10 protein-coding genes and 1 tRNA gene are annotated in these 18,642 nt (G+C 65.9%); 4 read left to right on the top strand and 7 right to left on the bottom strand.

The window, feature by feature from the left end; translation table 11 throughout:
* Positions 1-16 precede the first annotated feature (16 nt).
* Both ACYVL2_RS17990 and ACYVL2_RS17985 read left to right on the top strand, forming a co-directional pair.
* Positions 17-622, top strand: a complete 606-nt coding sequence (locus ACYVL2_RS17990) for a maleylpyruvate isomerase family mycothiol-dependent enzyme (RefSeq protein ID WP_460545880.1) — start codon at positions 17-19, stop codon at positions 620-622.
* 565 nt (positions 623-1,187) lie between these two features.
* Positions 1,188-3,806, top strand: a complete 2,619-nt coding sequence (locus ACYVL2_RS17985) for a DEAD/DEAH box helicase (RefSeq protein WP_460545878.1) — start codon at positions 1,188-1,190, stop codon at positions 3,804-3,806.
* 120 nt (positions 3,807-3,926) lie between these two features.
* Here ACYVL2_RS17985 and ACYVL2_RS17980 read toward each other — a convergent pair whose 3' ends face one another.
* Positions 3,927-7,916 (bottom strand): NACHT domain-containing protein, encoded by a 3,990-nt coding sequence (locus ACYVL2_RS17980; protein WP_460545876.1) that lies wholly within the window; start codon positions 7,914-7,916, stop codon positions 3,927-3,929.
* Between the two features lie 238 nt (positions 7,917-8,154).
* On the opposite strand from ACYVL2_RS17980, the gene ACYVL2_RS17975 reads away from it, so the two are divergent.
* Entirely contained in the window at positions 8,155-9,636 is a 1,482-nt protein-coding gene (locus ACYVL2_RS17975; protein ID WP_460545874.1) for an AlbA family DNA-binding domain-containing protein, read from the top strand.
* A gap of 174 nt (positions 9,637-9,810) precedes the next feature.
* On the opposite strand, the gene ACYVL2_RS17970 is transcribed toward ACYVL2_RS17975, so the two are convergent.
* The 5 genes from ACYVL2_RS17970 to ACYVL2_RS17950 form a co-directional block, all read right to left on the bottom strand.
* Positions 9,811-10,299 carry a hypothetical protein gene (locus ACYVL2_RS17970; RefSeq protein ID WP_460545872.1) on the bottom strand — a complete coding sequence of 163 codons (489 nt, stop codon included), beginning with the start codon at positions 10,297-10,299 and terminating at the stop codon, positions 9,811-9,813.
* A gap of 474 nt (positions 10,300-10,773) precedes the next feature.
* Positions 10,774-10,846: transfer RNA gene (locus ACYVL2_RS17965), tRNA-Ala, on the bottom strand.
* Between the two features lie 67 nt (positions 10,847-10,913).
* Positions 10,914-12,464 (bottom strand): dolichyl-phosphate-mannose--protein mannosyltransferase, encoded by a 1,551-nt coding sequence (locus ACYVL2_RS17960; protein WP_460545870.1) that lies wholly within the window; start codon positions 12,462-12,464, stop codon positions 10,914-10,916.
* Positions 12,465-12,482: 18 nt separating this feature from the next.
* On the bottom strand, positions 12,483-14,633 hold the full coding sequence (locus ACYVL2_RS17955; RefSeq protein ID WP_460545868.1) for a transglycosylase domain-containing protein: 2,151 nt from the start codon (positions 14,631-14,633) through the stop codon (positions 12,483-12,485).
* A 190-nt stretch (positions 14,634-14,823) separates the two neighbouring features.
* Positions 14,824-15,468 (bottom strand): hypothetical protein, encoded by a 645-nt coding sequence (locus ACYVL2_RS17950; RefSeq protein WP_460545867.1) that lies wholly within the window; start codon positions 15,466-15,468, stop codon positions 14,824-14,826.
* Between the two features lie 122 nt (positions 15,469-15,590).
* On the opposite strand from ACYVL2_RS17950, the gene metG reads away from it, so the two are divergent.
* Positions 15,591-17,381, top strand: a complete 1,791-nt coding sequence (gene metG, locus ACYVL2_RS17945) for a methionine--tRNA ligase (RefSeq protein ID WP_460545865.1) — start codon at positions 15,591-15,593, stop codon at positions 17,379-17,381.
* Between the two features lie 67 nt (positions 17,382-17,448).
* Here the strand turns inward: metG and ACYVL2_RS17940 are convergent, their stop codons facing one another.
* Complete coding sequence (locus ACYVL2_RS17940) at positions 17,449-18,570, bottom strand: hypothetical protein (protein ID WP_460545862.1); 1,122 nt, start codon at positions 18,568-18,570, stop codon at positions 17,449-17,451.
* Between the last annotated feature and the right edge of the window lie 72 nt (positions 18,571-18,642).

The raw sequence follows: 18,642 nt of genomic DNA, 5'->3' as shown, positions 1-18,642 counted from the left end.
CAGGAAGGACACAGGCATGGAACGTGACGATCCCCGGTTTGCGGAGCAGACCCGCGCCGAGCGCGAGCGGCTCTCGGCGATCTTCGACGACTTGGCGCCCGCGCAGTGGTCGGCATACTCGCTGTGCGAGGGCTGGCGCGTCCGCGAGGTGCTGGCGCATATGACGATGCCGTTTCGCCTCTCCGGGCCGAGGTTCTTCGGCGGGATGGTGCGAGCGCGGTTCCGGTTCGACGCATTCGCCGACCGCGACGCCCGGCGGGCGACGGCGGCGATGACCGATGGGGAGCTGGCCGCGCTCTACCGGTCCAACGTCGCCCATCCGTGGCGTCCGCCGGGGGGCGGGCCGGCAGGAGCGCTCTCGCACGAGGTCGTTCACGGGCTCGACATCACCGAGCCGCTGGGGCTGCCCGCGCCTCCGGCCGAGCGGATCGGTCTGGTCCTGGGCGGGGCCGGGTCGCGCAACTTCGCCTACTTCGGCGTCGATCTCGAACGGCGGCGTCTGGTGGCGACCGATGCGGACGCGGTGGTCGGGGACGGCGAGGAGTTGCACCTGCCCGCCAAGGACCTGCTGCTGATCGTGACCGGCCGCAAGGCGCTCGCCGACGCGACCGATGGAATGTAGGAGCGGCCCGCCCGTCGCCCGCGTTCCCGACCCGTCAAGGCAATGCGACTGGGGTTGCCGGTTTGGCTGCCGTACGGGTCGAAAAAGGGCCGGTCTCCCGTGGAGGGGAACCGGCCCTTGCGTGTTGTGGAGGTACTGAACGCTTATCCGAACACGTTTACGCTGGTCAAAGCGTTGCGAACTGACCTGGCAAATCATGTAAAACCCGACATGAAAGGCCAGATGAGCAGTGCTGCACCCAAATCTTGTGTTCGGAGAGAACAGCGTCCGCTCCGTAAAAGGCTGGCCCCTGAGGACCGCCAACGACTCATTGCAGAGTACCTCGCAGGGGCCCTCCAGAAGGACCTCGCCACGCGGTACGCCATCGGCCTCTCCAGCGTCAAGACTATCCTTCGCGATGCCGGCGCTCGTAAATACGCCGTCCGAGGCTAGATGTGCCACGCAGGTCATGAACTGCACTGAGCGCACGGTCATGTCGCTGGTCGTAGCGTCGAGTCTCATCTCAGTGTTGCCTTCAATGGTCATCCGCGTGTCCACTACTCTCCGCATACGAGAGAATGTGATGATGGCTACACTCGATGACAGCGAGCGGGCACGGCCCCGCTTCAAAAAGCACGCAGCACCCGAGGTCGGCGCTACTGACCCAGAGACCCTGTTCGGCGAGCTGCCTCGGACTCCCAACGGCGTCGCTGCGTTGTGGTCGCACCAAGCCGACCAGCTTCGCACCTATGCCGAGAAGCATCGCGAGACGCCAGATGTTGCGCTTGAGCTCCCAACCGGCTCCGGAAAGACCCTCGTGGGCCTGCTCATCGCTGAATGGAGGCGCCGCACCCTCGGCCAACGAGTTGCCTATGTGTGCCCGACGACGCAGCTCGCGCGGCAAGTGCTCGATAAGGCGATCAACGAAGGCATCCCCGCCGTACTGCTCATTGGATCGCACCGGAACTGGAACCCAGCAGAACTCACTCGCTATACCCTGGGCAAGGCCATCGTGATCAGCACCTACAGCGCAATCTTCAATCTCAACTCCCATCTCAACGATGCCCAGACACTAGTATTCGACGACGCCCATGCTGCAGAAGGCTTCGTAGCTGAAGCATGGGCCATGAGCGTACGTCGTGAGGATGACGCCTACGAACGCCTCTTCGACGCGCTTGGAGATACGGTCGAGTCCTCATTCGCAACTCGGATGCTCGCCCCTGACGGACCGGTAGCCGACCGGAGCACCGTCCGTCTCCTCCCAATCAGCGCCATCGCCAGACATGCGGATGACATCGAGCAGGTACTTGCTAGCGTCAAGGGGGATGCTTCGTACCGGTTCCGGATGTTGCGATCAAACCTTGTTTCTTGCCTGTTCTTTGTCTCCTGGCGCGAAATCTATATACGACCGATGATCCCTCCGACATTCGAGCATGATCCATTCACCAAGCCAGCGCAGCGCCTCTATCTTTCTGCGACTCTCGGCGACGCTGGCGAACTAGAACGAGCATTCGGACGGACAGGGATCGAACGGGTTCCCGTACCAACCGCATGGGATCGGGCTGGCAGCGGTCGCCGCTTCTTTGTATTCCCGGAACTCGCGTCTCCTGCCACCCATCCGACAATGGCAAGCGATGAAACCGCCGGTTCAGACACCGAATTGATCACCGAACTGCTCGGTCTCGCCGCAAAGCGGCTCGTGCTAACGCCCGACGACGACCGCGCAAACGGCATAGCCCAAGTACTCGGAGTTCCGGCCGATGAGCGCTTCACCGCCAAGGATGCCAACCTTGGGATCCAGCCGTTCATCGACGCCGAAACGGGGACGCTCCTGGCAGCGAACCGGTACGACGGCATGGATCTCGCGGCTGAATCTTGTCGGATGATGCTTATGGACGGTCTTCCGACTGCCACGCACTTGCAGGATCGTTTCCTTGATACCAAGCTGCGTGCTTCGGAGGTGCTTCAGGAACGAATCCGTACCCGCGTATTGCAGGGTGCTGGAAGGTGTACGCGAGGACCAAAGGACTGGGCTGTAGTCATAGTGACAGGAGAGGACATGTTGCGGTTTCTCTCCCGATCCGAAATCCGGGGATCGCTACCGGTGGAGCTGCAAGCGGAGATCACCTTCGGGCTTGACCAGAGCGAAACTGCCGCCGACGACCTGGTCGGACTCGCTGAGAGCGCGCTGAGTCAGGACGAAGTCTGGCGCGAGGACGCCGAACCTGAGCTGGCAAACTTGCGGCGGAAAGCAATTCGCGCGCCATTGCCCAATGTAACTGAACTTGCCGAGAGCGCTGCTCGCGAGGTCCAAGCCTGGAACCTAGCATGGCAAGAACGTTGGGAGGACGCCGCACTGGCGGCTGTCGAGGTGCTCGAGCATCTCACGGCGCCCGGACTGCGCTCATACCGTGCATTGTGGGCTTACCTTGCTAGTGCATGGTATTCGCAGGCCGCCTCCGAAAGCAACGCGGCGGCAGCACGAAGCGCCGAGCTTCTCCGCATAGCTCACAAGGCAGCAAGTGGAACGACCTGGCTCAAGGAGGTTCAACCGCTCCCGGCCACGACGGTGGACGCTGAACCGGTCGACGAGGAAGGGGTCGATCGCATAGTTGAGCTCTTGAATGGCAGATTCAAGTCGCAGGTCAAGTTCGCCCATGAGTCAGCAAGAATGCTAGCGGACTTGAACCAGAAGGACGCCACAATATTCGAGCAAGCACTCGTCGCTCTCGGTGAGTTCATCGGGGCCGAGTCATTCAAACCCCAACGCAAAGGACGAGCCGACGCAGTTTGGATCTGGGATTCGCTGTGGATCACAGTCGAGGCCAAGAGTGAGCAGGAGACCGGAGGCATGCTTAGCATGGACTACATCCGGCAAGCCAATACTCATCTTGCCTCCGTTGCCGGAGACCGTGAAGTGGACGTGCCACCAGAAGGCAGCGCATCCGTCATCGTGTCACCACGGAAAGTCGTAGATCCCGACGCCGTTCCAATTGCGGAAGCCCATGTCCATCTGGTATCTCCCGAGCTCGTCTTCGGTATCGCAGACGATGCCGTGCGCGCGTGGAAGAAGCTCCGTGGGGTCGGGCCCGGTGTGCCAGTCGAAACGCTGCGTCCTGAGGCGGCCCGCATCCTTTGGGACCAGAACGTGCTTCCGACACAGATCCTTGAACGGCTAACTCAGGACCCGGTACGCGGCGTCTAGGGCCATCCTCGATACAAGCTGCCACTGTGATGCGCGATTTGTGGATGACCTCTCAGAAGGGCGGATCGTGACCTGCCGTTCCACACGGGGAATGACGGTACCGGTGAGACACCGTGCAGCTCATCGCTCATCGGCGAGTGCTTCGGCGAGTCCGTAGGCGTTGGACTCGCAGAGCTTGTCGATGATGTCGAGGCATTGCGTTCGAGTTGCGCCGTCCCCTTGGCGGTAGAGGCGCAGGACGACTGTGATGAGGTGCCGCGAGGCGGCGCTGTGTGCAGTTCGGATGTCGCCGAGGTTGCTGCCGGCGACATCGGCAGCCTTTGCGCAGGTGGCAAGAGCTGGTGGCGGGAGCCTTGAATCGAGTTTGGCCATGCCGTAGACCGCGTGTTCCAAGTGGTCGTCGAAGGCGGCGCTCTGGGCGAACTGCTGGAGGTACCGATCCAGGTCGGTCGACGAAATGCCCTTGAGCTGCCGCATGGCAATAGCGGCTCGGGCGCGCACTTCGACATCAGGGTCATTGAACAGAGAAGGCAGCCAGGGGAGGCCGTCTACGGAATGTTCGGCGAACATCGCCGCAGCGCCGAGGCGGGCAGCGGTCGGCAACGCGTTGACGTCGGTGGTCACCGGTGCGGTGAGGGCCCCTCGGTGGGCCGCCGCGGCCCAGATACGTCCTGCGCGCCCTACCACTGCCGGTGACCCGTTGAGCGCTCGTTCGAGGTGGCTGGCGAACCGTTCCGGAGCGCGAAAGATCGCCGTGGCGAGAAGTTGTTCGGTCGTAGCCGCATCGAGTACGTCGGGCAAGGCAGTGAAGAGCGCGTCGGCTAGGTCCAGCGCCTGGTCCGGGTGGTGCTTGATGAGGGCGCGGACGGCTTGCGCGGCACAGGCGCGGACCGCCAAGTGGTCGTCGACGGCGAGCCTGACGATGATCGGCGCGAGGTTCTCGACGAGGTCTGGCATGTGGATCAGCGTGGAAGTCGCGGCGAAGGCGGCTTGGCCGCGCGTGGTGTTGAATCCGAAGTCCACCAGTCGCCCGTTGCTCTCGAACCGCTCATATGCCTCGTTTGGGAAACCAAATTCCGTATCCGGCCCCGGGTCAGCGGACCTGGCGCACCAGTCGATGAGGTCGACGATGCGCTCGTTCCTCGCCTTGAGGTCATGCATCGCGAAGCCGATGGCATGACCGACAACTTCGCCGTAGATTCGCGTGGCGTGCTCGCAGACATCAGCGAACAGGTCAAAATCAACCTGGTGGGCGAGGCTGCGAATAACATGCTCGACCGCTGCGGCGGGGATGGTGGTGTCGAACCGGAGGGCGAGACGCGCGAATCGCTCGGGTTCCTCTGTGGTGTGTTTTCCCAGCAACTCGGCGAGGCGCAAGGCATGCCCAGCGCCAAGTCCACGGTGGCGACCGGTTTCTGGGTCATAGTGTTTCCGGAACGCCCGCAGCCAGTGGTCATCGGACATGTGCTTCGTGGCCTCCGGTCCGAACCGCTGCTCTTCGTGCTCGTCAAGTTGCCAGCGGGGCCCGGAGGGAGGGTCGTTCGGGAATCGGCGTTGGAGTTCGTCAAGGCGCTTGCGCACTACCTCAGAGGTCCGTTGCTGGTCAAGTGCGGTCAAGAGGATGTACTGGCCGTATCCGTGGCCGCGTCGCGTCTCGACCGGTGACGTATGGGCCAGCAGCTTCTGCTCGAGTCGCCCGAGTTGGTCGCCTGAGCAGTGGGGCGAATGGGCTTCGATGAGTCGCGCGGCAGCCCAGTAGGGGTCGCCTGTCCAACCCAGGAGGAGATTGCGATCATCCGACACGAGCCACTCGATGGCCTCGTCGGCTTCGCCGGCTTCGGTCAGTGCCCGGCACGCGAGGAACCGCAGTTCCTGGCTGTCGGCGGTGCCTAGTGTCGCCAGCGATGCGTTGGCCTTTTCGCGGTCTTGGGCGGTGAGTCTGGTCAGGGCCGTCTCGGTCGCGGTGAAGACGATGTCGTCGACGCCTGCGGGCGCGATCTCGTAGTAGTTCTTCCATCGGATCCCGTACGGCAGGCGGGCTTCAGGGGTTCGCTGGTCAGTCAGCGCGATGTCGATAACGAAGGGCAGGACTTCCCTGATGAAGGCCGCAGGGGCTGACTCGGCGATCTCCTGGATGATGCTTGCCGATGATTCGTGGCGGTCCAGGCGGCCGGCGTCGAACGGGTCGGCGCGTCCATGCTCACGCGCACGGTCGAGGCTGCGGCGAAGGTGAGCGCCGACCAGGCGGGCCGCGCCATCAGGGTCGGTGGCCTTGAGCTGATAGAGCAATGGCCAGAGCTCTACGGGAGTCGCCGACGTGTCCGGTGCCTCGAGCAAGTCGTGCTCGATCAGGTCAACGGTGAAGTCGACCAGGCCCGGCGGGAGCGACCAATTGATGAGGGTGATGAGTCGCTCCCGCCAGCGGTCGCCTGCGCCGATGTAAGGGCGGAGCAGTTCCGCCACGCGCTTGGGGCGGTCTTTCGCGACTATGACAAGTGGCATGAATACCGCGTCGAGGCGTTCGCGGTCGGCGAGCCAGGTTTCCCATCGCCCGAGGTCGTCGGCGGCATCGAACCAGCCAGGGGCGCTGAGCAGTGACCGCAGTTTCGGTGCGATCGGCAACGCGCCCCAGGCGAGGGGCTCGATCGCGGCCCAGTCTTCGGCGGTGGGTTTCAGTTGCCGCAGGTCGGTGACGATGATGTCCTTGAGGTGGAACCGGATGGCTTCGGAAGCCAGGAGCTGACGCACCGTCTGCCGGAAGTCGGAGCGGTTGACGGCGGCGAGGTGGTCGAGGACTTGGCGAGTCTGTGCTCGACGGAAGAGGAATTGGCCAGACTCAGCCAGGAACCGATGCAGGTCATCGCCATCTCGGATGAACGCTCGAGCGAACAGGTAGTCGAAGTACGACTGGTGAAAGAAAGCGAAGCCGTTGTCGAAGCGCTCCAGGATCGATTCCGACTCCAACGCGCCGACGTCCGTGAGTCGGGCAGGATCGAGACAGGCGGCTGGGGCAGTGAGCACTTCGTGCTCGCTCATGAAGGTAACGAGCGTGCTCGTGATCGCGTCCCACGCGACGTCCCCGACTCGGAGTTCGAGGCGCCGCCGTACGTCTGCTGTGAACTGCTCGTATAGGTCGGGCAAGGTTCTGAACGGCTGGTCGCGGGCGGCCTCGTCAAGGCGGCAATACACCCACAGGTGCAGCGGTGTGCGCAGCAGCTCGAGCACATCCGCGGAAGGCACATGCAGATGGTGCGCGGCAAGGTGTACCTTGACGTCTTCGGCGGGAAGCTCGCTGAGCCGAACGCGCTCGGCCGACGGGTCACCGTGCAGCAGGCTGGTCAGTCGTGGGTCCCGCTCAAGGTCCACCGTGCGGCAGGCCAAAAGCACCTTAATGTTCGAGTGTCCCCGCACGAGCGACTCGCTGGTTCGCGCATAGACGCGGTAGGTCACATAGGCGCCGCGATGTCCTTTCACGAAGGCGAGAGCCAACCCAGGGCTGATCGGCGGATCGCGTCGCTCAGCTGAAACGTCGAACTCATACCTGTAGTGCGGGTCGGTCTGATTCAACGTCTCGAAAATTCCTGTCAGGCCCATTGTGGCGTCCCCGGCGGTGAACGGCGGCCGGGCTCCTTGCAGACTCATTGCGGCACCGAGGTTGGTCATCGCGGCATTCAAACGGTCTTTGCCGTCTCGGAGGTAGTAGTCGATGACGTCCGGGTATTCCGCCGCGAGGTCGTCGACCACCACCAATCCGTGCCAGTAGTGGTTGAAATCGGCGTTACGGAGAAGGTCGTCGAGCCATTCACGGTTTTCGTGTGTCGGGTCGAGGGGCATGATCAGGCGCCATTCGAGGACGGGGAGGCCTCGCTGCTCGATGAATTCCTGCAGGTGGGCGATCGAGTTCTCGATCTGGGTCTTTTGGTTTGAGCTCAGGTTCTCGGCGAACCGCTTCACTTGCCACACCGCGTAGCCCGTGTCGACAGGCACCAGGATGTCGATGCCGCCATCGCCCTGGGAGGGCCTGATCCTCGTTGCGTTGGGGTAACGCCGGGCCAGAAGCATCGCGACGGTGTGCTCGACGTCCTCACCGCTGTACCGTGACCAACTCACTCGCATCGCCCGCGCCTCCTCGACATGTTGGTGGTCTACTCCGGATCATCCTGGATCTCAAAGAGCTCTGTGCAGCAGGCCCTGCCTGCCTCGGCCGGTGCTATGGATGTCCGGTTTTGGAAGGTGCACCTCAGCGCCGAAGGCGACGCTGGTCTCGCCGAGAGCGTAGGGCGCTGCGGCACGTCGCGGCGAAGGGCGACGCTGAGGTGCTGTCGCACCGCTCTGCTACAACCGTTGAATGGATGAATCTGCGCGTCCAACGCGCTACCGACACACCAGCGCCGACGCTGAAGCGCTTCTCGCAGCAGGCGAGTCCGCGGGTATTGAGTACAAGCGCGATGCGAAAGCGGTCGAGTCAGCGACGCTGGCAGCATTGTCGAACTGGGTGGCACTTGACCCCTCCCGTGAGGTCGCCCATCTGCTTGTCGGGGTGGAAGAGGTGACGGACCGGGCGACCGGACTGACGTTCGGCGTTGTGTACGGCCTATCGAAAGGGCTCGAGAAGTCGGTTGCGAGGCTTCTGGATGTCTCTAGCTGTACATACCCGATTCCGGTGGACCTGTTCATCGTCGAGGAGGCTGTCGACGAGGAACACCCGTTTCTTCGGGTCGAGGTGCGGCCCACCATGGCACCGCACCACGACGGCCAAGGACGGCGACAAACGCGCCAGGGTCGGTCCACGCGCGCGATGACCGATGACGAACTGCTCAAGGTCTACCTCGACCGGGAAGCCAGCACATTCGCCACCCGGTTCCACCACACCACCACCGAACTGCACGAGGCCGTCGATGCTGTGGGCGCTCAGGTCAACCAGATCGCCGGGGCAATTGAACGCAATATCGGAGGGCCGCTCGAAGAGCTGACAGCCACCACCCATCAGGCTGTGTTCGCAGCCGAAGCGATCCTCGACCGCATCCGGGACTACGCCCTCTGTTCAGACCTGCGCATGTACGCCTGGGCCAGGCGCAGGCGCCATGAGGAGGCAGGCAGCGACCCGGCAGTGATCGAGTATATGAAGGCCGTCGAGCAAGGCAAGTCCCAGTTCGCCGAGGACGCCTTTGAAGAACTTCAGGAGTTCTTGAACGAGCTGACCACCGAGCATGCGCCGGCGCTGCCCGAAACCGAGAAGGCTGTCCCAGAGTTCCTGCGGGAGCATCTTGACCGCACGGACGCGGCCGTCGCCGAGTTGGGCGTCCCTGACGATGTCTTGGCCTCGATTGCCGCGGTCGGCATGGTCGTGACCTCGTGGCGGAACCTCCTCGAGCCCTGGCACTACCTGTTCACCGACGCCCAGATGTCGTGGATGAGCTTCATCGCGACCCGCGACATCATCCCGCATATGAACCCCGCGACGAACCAGCCCGATTTCGCCGCCATCGAACAGATCCTCTGCGACCCCGACCGTCTGGTTCTCCCTGGCGTCCCTGCGCACGACGCAATCGGCCCGGCCTGGCCCTCCATCGCCCGCCGCATCGCCGCCGAGGTCAGGCAGTGCGAGAAGGCGGGCTACACGGCGAGGGCGCTCGCCAGTTGGGGCGGCACCGCCGGGTCGCGATGGTGGGGGCGCCCGGACTGGGAGGATCAGGCGCGCGCGACCGCAGACCATCTCGGACTTACCCAGTACCGCACCCGCCAGTTGATCCGTGAGCCTTGGAAGCTCCCGTTTGAGATGTGGGAGAGAGCGATCGAGTTCCAGAAGGAAGTCCATTGCCAGCGCTGAGGCCCGAGGATCTGCGCCTGGCAGCCAGTTGGCCTACTGATGTTCGACGGCCGAAGGCTGGACTGCGGAGCCGAAGGCGACGCCGGTCTTGCCGAGACATAGATCATGCCCGACTTGGCGATCAATTTTCAGGGCCGTTCCGCGGCGACGGCGATCCGCCTGTTGAGCGCCAGCCTAATTTGGTGGCGGTAGGCCAAGGTGCGCTTTCGCGATCTCGGCGGAGAATTTCGAGCCGAAGTCGACGCCCACATCTATTGCCGCCGTAAGGAATCGCCTCCATTTCGAGGCCTCAGGGTGGTTCGGCTGCACCTGCAGCGCAATCAATACCTGGGCAAGGACGTCCCCAAGCTGCTCTCCAAGGTCGTCGAGCTGCGGCACTGACGCCTCGATTCTCGCCGCCGGATATCCCGAGACCAGTTGGCGCCCCTTTTCGGTGATGCTCTTAATCCAGGCGATGCTGCCGTTGAAGCCTCGTTCATCCTCGATATAGCCGGTAGAGGCCAACCTGGCCAGGGCGGCTGGCACTTCCTCGCGAGGTACCGACGGCACGAGAGGATGCACGGCGTCGATACCGACAGCGCGACCGCTTCGATCGAGGGCTTGGCAGGCGGCACGGAGGACTGGTAGATCGGTCGTCTCCCAGAGAGGCGTGGATTCATCCATCTCTCCTTTGTACCGCCTGAGATCCGATTTTGCGATGCCCGAGCCGCGATGCCGCTGTGGGCCAACCCTTCGACGATCGAGAAGAGGCTCAGCCACCCACGCGGTCGTTAATTGCCGCAGTGGTCTCCTCGTCCCCGGACCGGTCGCAGGTGCACTCGCTGGTCAGGCGGTGGTTCTGGTGGCATGTTGGTGTGATGCGCCCGGACTTCAGTTCCTGTGCGTACCAATCCAACAGGACTCCGGCGACTTGATGCGGGTCGATGTTCTCCCGCAACGTACTCGACACCCGGATGTTCAAACGCTTCCTCGGCATGGCCGCCCCTTCTCGAACCCGTCGGCATTCCGAAAGATGAGGTTTTGACCGTACTGCGATTCTCGGTCGTCTTTATGGTGCGACAGGCGCTGGCTGCCTTGCAGGGCAAGAAAATAGGGATCCTCAACATGAAGATCCCTAATATACTCAATGTCCGTTTGTGGAGCTTAGGGGATTCGAACCCCTGACCTTCTCATTGCGAACGAGACGCGCTACCAACTGCGCCAAAGCCCCGAGCGCCGACAACTTTAGCACAGGGCGCAGGCCGCCTTGCGGGCCCGGACTGTGGCGCGGGTCTCGATCAGATCCAGGAGTCGAGCCACATGCGGGAGCGCCAGTCGTCGTAGTTGAGCGGCTCGCCGGTGTAGACGGGCCAGAAGTAGGCGAAGCACAGGACGACCACGGCGACGAAGGCGCCGGCGATGAGTGCGCCGGTGAGTCGGCGTTCGGGTGATCCGGTGGGGGGACTGCCGGGTCGGTGGCGGCCGATGATCATGCCGAGGGCCCAGGTGACCGCTCCGATGAAGAAGGGCACGGCGGGGGCGGTGTAGAAGAAGAACATGGTGCGGTCGGGGTAGGCGAACCAGGGGAGGATGCCGGCGGCGATGCCGACGAGGAGGAAGGAGGCGCGCCAGTCGCGTTTGTAGAGCGCCCAGGCGGCGACGGCGGCGGTGGCCGGGAGGAAGGTCCACCACAGCAGCGGGGTGCCGAGGAGGAGGATCTCGGCGGCGCAGCGGCCGGTGTCGCAGGGGACGTCGGAGCTCCAGTAGAAGACGACCGGTCGGAGGTTGAAGAGCCATTCGAAGGGGGTCGACTGGTAGGAGTGCTCGGAGGAGAGTCCGGCGTGGAAGTCGTAGACGCTGATGTGGTACTGGAACCAGTTGACGAGCGCGCCGACGACGGGCGGTTCGGCATGGCCGCGTTCGGCGAGCCAGTGTCGGTAGGACCCTTGGTCGTTGGCGAACCAGCCGGCCCAGGTGGCGAGGTAGGCGCCGATGGCGAGCAGGCCGAACCACAGGTTCTGGACGAATTCGTAGATGAGAGTGTCGCGGAAGGGTTTGCGGGCGCCGGCGTCGACGCGGAGCCGCCAGTCCCAGATGATGAACAGGGCGATGCAGGCGATGATGTACCACAGGGCGCTCCATTTGGTGGACATCGCCAGGCCGAGGAGGACGGCGGTGGTGATGCGCCACCAGGGGAGGCCGAGCCGCGGTCGTCGGCGCCTGGGGTCGAGGCCGTTCTCGATGGCCGCCAGCCAGTCGGCGCGTCGCCAGTCGCGGTCTCTGACGGCGCAGTACATGGCGGCGAGGATGAGGGTGGCCAGGAAGATGTCGAGCAGTGAGGCCCGGGAGAGGACGAAGTGGCTGCCTTCGACGGCGAGGAGGAGTCCGGCGGTGCCGCCCAGGAGGGTCGATCCGGTGAGGCGGCGCATGAGGACGATGAGGAGGGCGACGCCGATGATGCCGGCGGCGGCGGCGCTGATGCGCCAGCCGGTCTCGTCGTAGCCGAGGAGTCCTTCGCCGGCGGCGATGAGCCATTTCCCGAACGGCGGGTGGGCGACGTAGGCCGATCCGTTGGTGTCGACGTTCCATTCGACGCCGTGTTCGAGGACGGCTTTGGCGTCTTGGGCGTAGTAGACCTCGTCGAAGACGAGGCCTTTGGGGTGGTTCAGGCCGATGAGCCGGAGCACGGCGGCCAGGCCGGTGACGGCGAGGGTCACCAGGACGGCGCGGCGGCGGTCGTCGGGCAGGCGGGATTCGAGGCGGGCCCGGACGCTCGGTGTGGGTCCTTCGGGCAGGGGCGGCCGCCATGCGGCGGGCGGCGCTGCGGGCCGGACTGCGGTGGCGCTCACCGGGGTGAGTCTATGGGGTCAGCGGACCAGTTCGGTAGGGGGCGTGAAGTCGCCTTCGCCGTCGCGGTCCCATTGGTCGGCGAGGATGTCGGCGACGGCGTTGGCGGGTTTGCCGGTTCTGGCACTGCCGACGGGGTTGCCGTAGGTGTTGTCGGGGTCGGCGATGAACGCGGCGGCGGCGGCGTTCGGGGTGAAGCCGACGAACCAGTTGGTGGCGTTGTTGTCGGTGGTGCCGGTCTTGCCGGCGACGGGTCCGTCGACGGCGCGGCCGACCTGTTCGGCGGTGCCCCAGGTGCAGTGGCCTTCGGCGGCGCCGTCGCCGGTGGGGCAGCGGGCGGCGTCGACGGCGGCGCGGGCGACCTCGGGTTCGAGGACCTGTTCGCATGCGGTCTCGAATGCGATGGTGCTGCCGGTGCCGGTGACGGCCGAGGTGGCCGGCACGGGTCGGCAGTAGGTGCCGTCGGCGGGCAGGGCGGCGTAGGCGGCGGCCATGTCGAGCGGGACGGTCTGGGTGACGCCGAGGGTGAACTGGCCGTAGTAGGCGGCCGATTCGCCTTGGGTGAATTTGAGGTCGGAGGCGTGGCGGAACTGGATGCCGAGTCGTTTGGCGACGTCGATGGCCTTGTCGGCGCCGACGCGTTCGACCAGTTGCACGAAGTAGGTGTTGACCGATTCGCCGAAGGCCGTCCACATGTCGTAGGTGCCGACTTCGGAGGTGGAGGCGTTCTTGGGGCACCAGTAGATGCCGCAGGAGGTCTCGCCGCCACCGGTGCGGTAGTTCGACTGGTACTGGAAGGGCGCGTAGATGTGGGTCGACAGGGGCATGTCCGCTTCGAGGGCGGCGATCATGGTGAACATCTTGAACGAGGACCCGGCGGGGTAGCCGGCGAAGCTTGAGTTGCCGCTCAGCAGAGGGGTGGTGGTGTTGGGGTAGGTGCCCTTGCCGTACTCCTCTCCGGCGGTGTTGGGGCCGTTGTCGGAGATGTCGTTGGAGTAGTTGCGGTTGACGGCCATGACCTGGATCGCGCCGGTGCCGGGTTCGACGACGACCGAGCCGAGGGCGTATTCGGAGCCGGTCGGCTCCTGCGCTTCGATGGCGTCCTCGGCGGTCTCCTGCAGTCGCACGTCGAGGGTGGAGACGATTTCGTAGCCGCCGCGGTAGAGGCGGGCCTTGCGTTCCTCGGGGGATTCGCCGAAGTCCTCCTGCCGGGCCCACCAGCGCTCGAAGTAGTCGACGAAGAACCCGTATTCGGCGTCGATGGCGCCGCCGGAGGTGTTGTTGGCGTCCTGGGGGTTGAGCGCGAGGTCGGTGGCTTTGGCTTCGGCGCCTTCGGCGGCGGTGAGGAAGCCGACGGCGACCATGCGGCCGATGACGTGGTCGCGGCGGGCCTTGGCGGCCTCGGAGGAGCCGTTGATGGGGTCGTACTGGCTGGGCGACTGGACGAGGCCGACGAGCATGGCCGCTTCGGGGACGGTCAGTTCGGCGGGGACTTTGCCGTAGTAGACCTGGGCGGCGGCGCCGATCCCGTAGGCGCCGTTGCCGAAGTAGACGGTGTTGAGGTAGTTGGTGAGGATGTCCTCTTTGGGCATCTCTTCTTCGAGGGCGAGCGCGTAGCCCATCTCCCTGACTTTGCGTTCGACGGTGACCTCGCTGGCCGCGGCGACCTCTTCGGGGCTGGTGGCGGTGTAGGAGAGGACTTGGCGGACGTACTGCATCGAGATGGTGGAGGCGCCTTCGGAGGTGTCGCCGGAGGAGATGTTGGTGACCAGGGCGCGCATGACGCCTTCGGGGTCGACGCCGTTGTGTTCGAAGAAGTTGGCGTCTTCGGTGGCGACGAGCGCCTCTTTGACCGAGTCGGGGATCTGCTCGTATTCGAGTTGGACGCGGTACTGGTCGCCGAAGGTGGCGATGACGGTCTCGCCGTCGGCGGCGTAGAGGGTGGAGGATTCGGGGGCGGGCGGCAGGACGAGGTCTTCGGGGAGTTCGAGGACGGATTCGGAGCCGACTTTGGCGACGCCGCCGAAGCCGCTGGCAAGCGGCAGGAACGCCAGGCCGGTGACGAGTCCGAAGGCGACCGCCACCGGCACGAGCGCGAACATGGCGCGGCGCTGAACGTCGGTGATGGGTCCGAACCAGGTCTGCGCCACCGGTTTCGAAGATGCACTCACGCTGTCTCCCGTGGGCCCTATAAGCGGGGAAGGTCGGTCAAATTCAGTTGGCCGCCGCCCCGGTGCGGAGTGGGGCGCGGCGGGCCGAGTCTTTCGAGCTCATGAACCGGGGGCGGCCTTTACTCTACGACCCGCCGGCGGGCCCCGGGCGGGGCGTCGGCGGTCCGTGTGCGCGATTACAGGCGCCGGTTCACCAGGCGAAGGCGAGTGCGGCGGCGAGGACGGCTCCGGTGGCGGCCCAGCACAGTCCGATGGCGGGTCCGCGGCGTTCGTAGAGGCGGGTGGCGCCGCTGGCGGCGGCGAGGGCGAATCCTGAGGCCATGAACAGGGCCATGGAGGGGGCCCAGCGGAGGAGGAGGCCGGCGTGGCCGCCGATGTAGGCGCTGGAGGCGTCGGGGCCGGTGGTGCGGGCGGTGAGTTCGCGGCCGATGTCGCCGGCGGTGACGTGGCCGGTGAGGCGCAGTTCCTTGGTCCAGGTGCCGGTGGTGAATTCGCCGGTGCAGCCGGGGGCGAAGCCGCCGCTGCAGGAGGTGACGGTGACGGTGCCGGTGTGGCTGTGGCCCATGGTGATCCAGAGGGCGGGCGCGCTGACCCAGGCGAAGAACATGAGCAGGCAGGCGCAGACGAGGGTGCCGGCCAGGGCGGTGATGAGGCGGCGTGGTCGTCTGCGCGGGGCCGTCCGGCCCCGGGTGCGGTGGCGTTCGGTGTCGGCGGCGCGTTCCCAGACCGCGCGGATGGCGTCCATGCCGTCGGTCTGCGCGCCGATGGGGCTGCGCTGCGAGGCCAGACGGGGCGCCGGTGTGTCGGCGCCGGTCGCGCGGTGTGTTCGGGACATACGGGTATTTCATCATTGGAACGGCGTTGCAGGGCGGAATCGGGGAAGACTCGCCGTGTCGGCTCGGGCGGTGGGGCGCGGACGTTGGAGGGCTCGGGGCCGGTGCCGATAACATGGGGCGCATGACTCACGTATTGACCGCGCTGGCCTGGCCTTATGCCAACGGCCCTCGCCACATCGGACATGTAGCAGGTTTCGGGGTTCCCGCCGACGTCTTCGCCCGTTACATGCGCATGCGCGGTCATGACGTGCTGATGGTGTCGGGCACCGACGAGCACGGGACGCCGATTCTGGTGCAGGCCGACAGTGAGGGTCTGGCGCCGGGGGCGGCGGCGGCGAAGTACAACCGGGTGATCGTCGAGGACCTGCATGCGCTGGGGTTGTCGTACGACCTGTTCACGCGGACGACGACGGGGAACCACTACAAGACGGTGCAGGAGTTGTTCCTGACGCTGCACGCGAACGGGTACATCCTGCAGAGGAAGACGCTGGGGGCGATCAGTCCGTCGACGGGGCGGACGCTGCCGGACCGGTATATCGAGGGCACGTGCCCGCACTGCGGTTTCGGGTCGGCTCGGGGGGACCAGTGCGACAACTGCGGTCGGCAGCTGGATCCGACCGACCTGGTCGACCCGGTGTCGCGGATCAACGGGGAGACGCCGAAGTTCGTCGAGGAGGACCATTTCTTCCTGGATCTGCCGGCGTTCGCCGAGGCGCTGCATTCGTGGCTGGACACGCGGACGGGTTGGCGGACGAACGTGGTGAAGTTCTCCAAGAACCTTCTCGACGACATTCAGCCGCGGCCGATCTCGCGGGATCTGGACTGGGGGGTGCCGATTCCGCTCGAGGGCTGGCGGGAGCGGCCGGACAAGCGCCTGTACGTGTGGTTCGACGCGGTGGTCGGTTATCTGAGCGCGTCGATCGAGTGGGCGCGGCGTTCGGGCGATCCGGAGGCGTGGCGCCGGTGGTGGTCCGATCCTGAGGCGGTCTCGTACTACTTCATGGGCAAGGACAACATCGTCTTCCATTCCGAGATCTGGCCGGCGATGCTGCTGGGCAACAACGGCGAGGGCGCCGCCGGCGGCGAGCCGGGCGCGCTGGGGCGCCTGGAGCTGCCGACCGAGGTGGTCTCGAGCGAGTTCTTGACGATGGAGGGCAAGCAGTTCTCCTCGTCGCGGCGCGTGGTGATCTACGTGCGGGACTTCTTGGAGCGGTATTCGCCGGACGCGTTGCGCTACTACATCTGCGCGGCGGGGCCGGAGAACCAGGACTCGGACTTCACGTGGGCGGAGTTCTTGCGCCGCAACAATGACGAGTTGGTGGCCGGCTGGGGGAACCTGGTGAACCGGTCGATCGCGATGGCGGCGAAGAACTTCGGCCGGATCCCCGAGCCCGGGGAGCTGGAGGAGGTCGACCGGGAGCTGCTGACGGCGACGCGGGAGGCGTTCGACACGGTCGGTGACCTGATCGGGTCGAACAAGATCCGCGCGGCGATCGGCGAGGCGATGAAGACGGTGGCCTCGGCGAACAAGTACTTGGCGGACACGGTGCCGTGGAAGCTCAAGGAGGACCCGAAGCGGCAGGGCACGGTCCTGTTCACGGTGCTGCAGGCCGTGTCCGATCTGAAGACGGTCCTGAGCCCGTTCCTGCCGCATTCCTCGCAGCGGGTCCACGAGCTGCTCGGCGGTGAGGGCACCTTCGCGCCGATGCCGCGCATCGAGGAGGTCGACGACCTCGACTCCGGTGGCGCGACCGACGGGGAGTATCCGATCCTGACCGGCGATTATTCGGCGGTCCCGAAGTGGGAGTCGGTGCCGGTGCGGGCCGGGACGCCGTTGGCGAAGCCGACGCCGCTGTTCGCGAAGCTGGATCCGTCGATCGTGGACGAGGAGATCGAGCGGCTCAGCGAGTAGTGCTCAGGGCCGGGGCCCGCGGGGTCCCGGCCGACCCTATAGGAAATATCCTATATCCTATAGGATTTCAGGGGGCCGGTGTGAGTTCGCTTCGCGGCACCCACTTCTCGTAGACGCCCCGGCGCACCGCTTCGGCGGCCGTGCGCGCGATCGTCTCGGGCCCGGGGCGGCAGAGCCGGAACCGGGCCCAGTCCTCGTCGGCGTCGACCAGGGAACCGGCCACGCCCTTCCACACGGCCTTGGCCGACTCCCTGAGCACCCGCCGCACCCGCACCGGCCGGCCCGGCTCGACGCCGGCCACGTCGATGCGCGGATCGGCCGACAGCGGCGCCCAGTACTGGTCGCCGTACTCGAACAGGCCGATCTCGCTGCCGTCGGTGGCGTAGGCCACGAGCGCCGCCCCTTCTGGCAGCGGCAGGTCCCCGAGGTCGGCGGTCACCCATTCGGGCAGCAGGTGCCCGGCCGAGAGCGCGAACCCGGTGCCCAGCACCGGCATGCCGCGCCGCTCCGACGACGGCATCGACGTCAGGCCCTCGTAGTCGGGCGCGACCGGCGCGTCATAGTCGCCGGCGGCGGCCACGGCCCACCGCAGCGCCAGCGCCCACCGCTGGCCCGGTTCGGTCTCACCGCCCAGCACGCTGCGGGTCGAGGGTGTGCGCAGATGCGCGACGTCCCTGCGCCGGTAGCAGAAGCCGCCGGGGACCGCGGCCGTCTCCAGCACCCGCGCGACCTGCGCGGCGGTCATCGGCCGCTCCATGAGCTCCCCGGCCGCCAGCGGCGAGGACTCCCGCACCCGGTCGAGCAGCACCCGCGCGGCCGGGTCGAGGTGCGGGGTCTGGGTCAGCCGCCGCACGTACTCCAGGTCCAGGCCGGGTGCCAGCGGCACCGTCATCGACCGGTCGTCGGCGACGCTCACCGGCACCCCGTCGCGCAGGACCTCCCCGGCGGGGACGAACCACCGGTGCGGGTACTCGGTGCCGGGGCGGGGATTGTGGACGAAGTCGGGGCGCGGCAGCGGCGAGAACAGCTCCCAGGCCGCGCCGTCGGCCAGCGGCGCGGCGGGGTACTTCTCGCCGCGCCACTCCACGGTCACCATGTCGGGCTGCCGGTCGGCGTCCGCGGAGGCGGCCGGGCGGCGCTGCTGCAGCGCCGCGGCTCGGTTTCGACGGGACGCGAGGTCACGTGTCATGGGCGGCTCGATTCGACGTCTCGTATGCACGGCCGGTATACGGCTGAGCGTCAACCTAAGGTCCGCCTGTCA

This window comes from Glycomyces halotolerans (genome assembly GCF_054779575.1).
This window is presented reverse-complemented; position numbering and strand designations above follow the sequence as displayed.

Excerpts from the sequence above, each read along its gene's own strand:
- ACYVL2_RS17990 (WP_460545880.1), top strand. The coding sequence starts at position 17 with ATGGAACGTGACGATCCCCGGTTTGCGGAGCAGACCCGCGCCGAGCGC.
- ACYVL2_RS17985 (WP_460545878.1), top strand. The coding sequence starts at position 1,188 with ATGGCTACACTCGATGACAGCGAGCGGGCACGGCCCCGCTTCAAAAAG.
- ACYVL2_RS17975 (WP_460545874.1), top strand. The coding sequence starts at position 8,155 with ATGGATGAATCTGCGCGTCCAACGCGCTACCGACACACCAGCGCCGAC.
- ACYVL2_RS17970 (WP_460545872.1), bottom strand. The coding sequence starts at position 10,299 with ATGGATGAATCCACGCCTCTCTGGGAGACGACCGATCTACCAGTCCTC.
- ACYVL2_RS17950 (WP_460545867.1), bottom strand. The coding sequence starts at position 15,468 with ATGTCCCGAACACACCGCGCGACCGGCGCCGACACACCGGCGCCCCGT.
- metG (WP_460545865.1), top strand. The coding sequence starts at position 15,591 with ATGACTCACGTATTGACCGCGCTGGCCTGGCCTTATGCCAACGGCCCT.
- ACYVL2_RS17940 (WP_460545862.1), bottom strand. The coding sequence starts at position 18,570 with ATGACACGTGACCTCGCGTCCCGTCGAAACCGAGCCGCGGCGCTGCAG.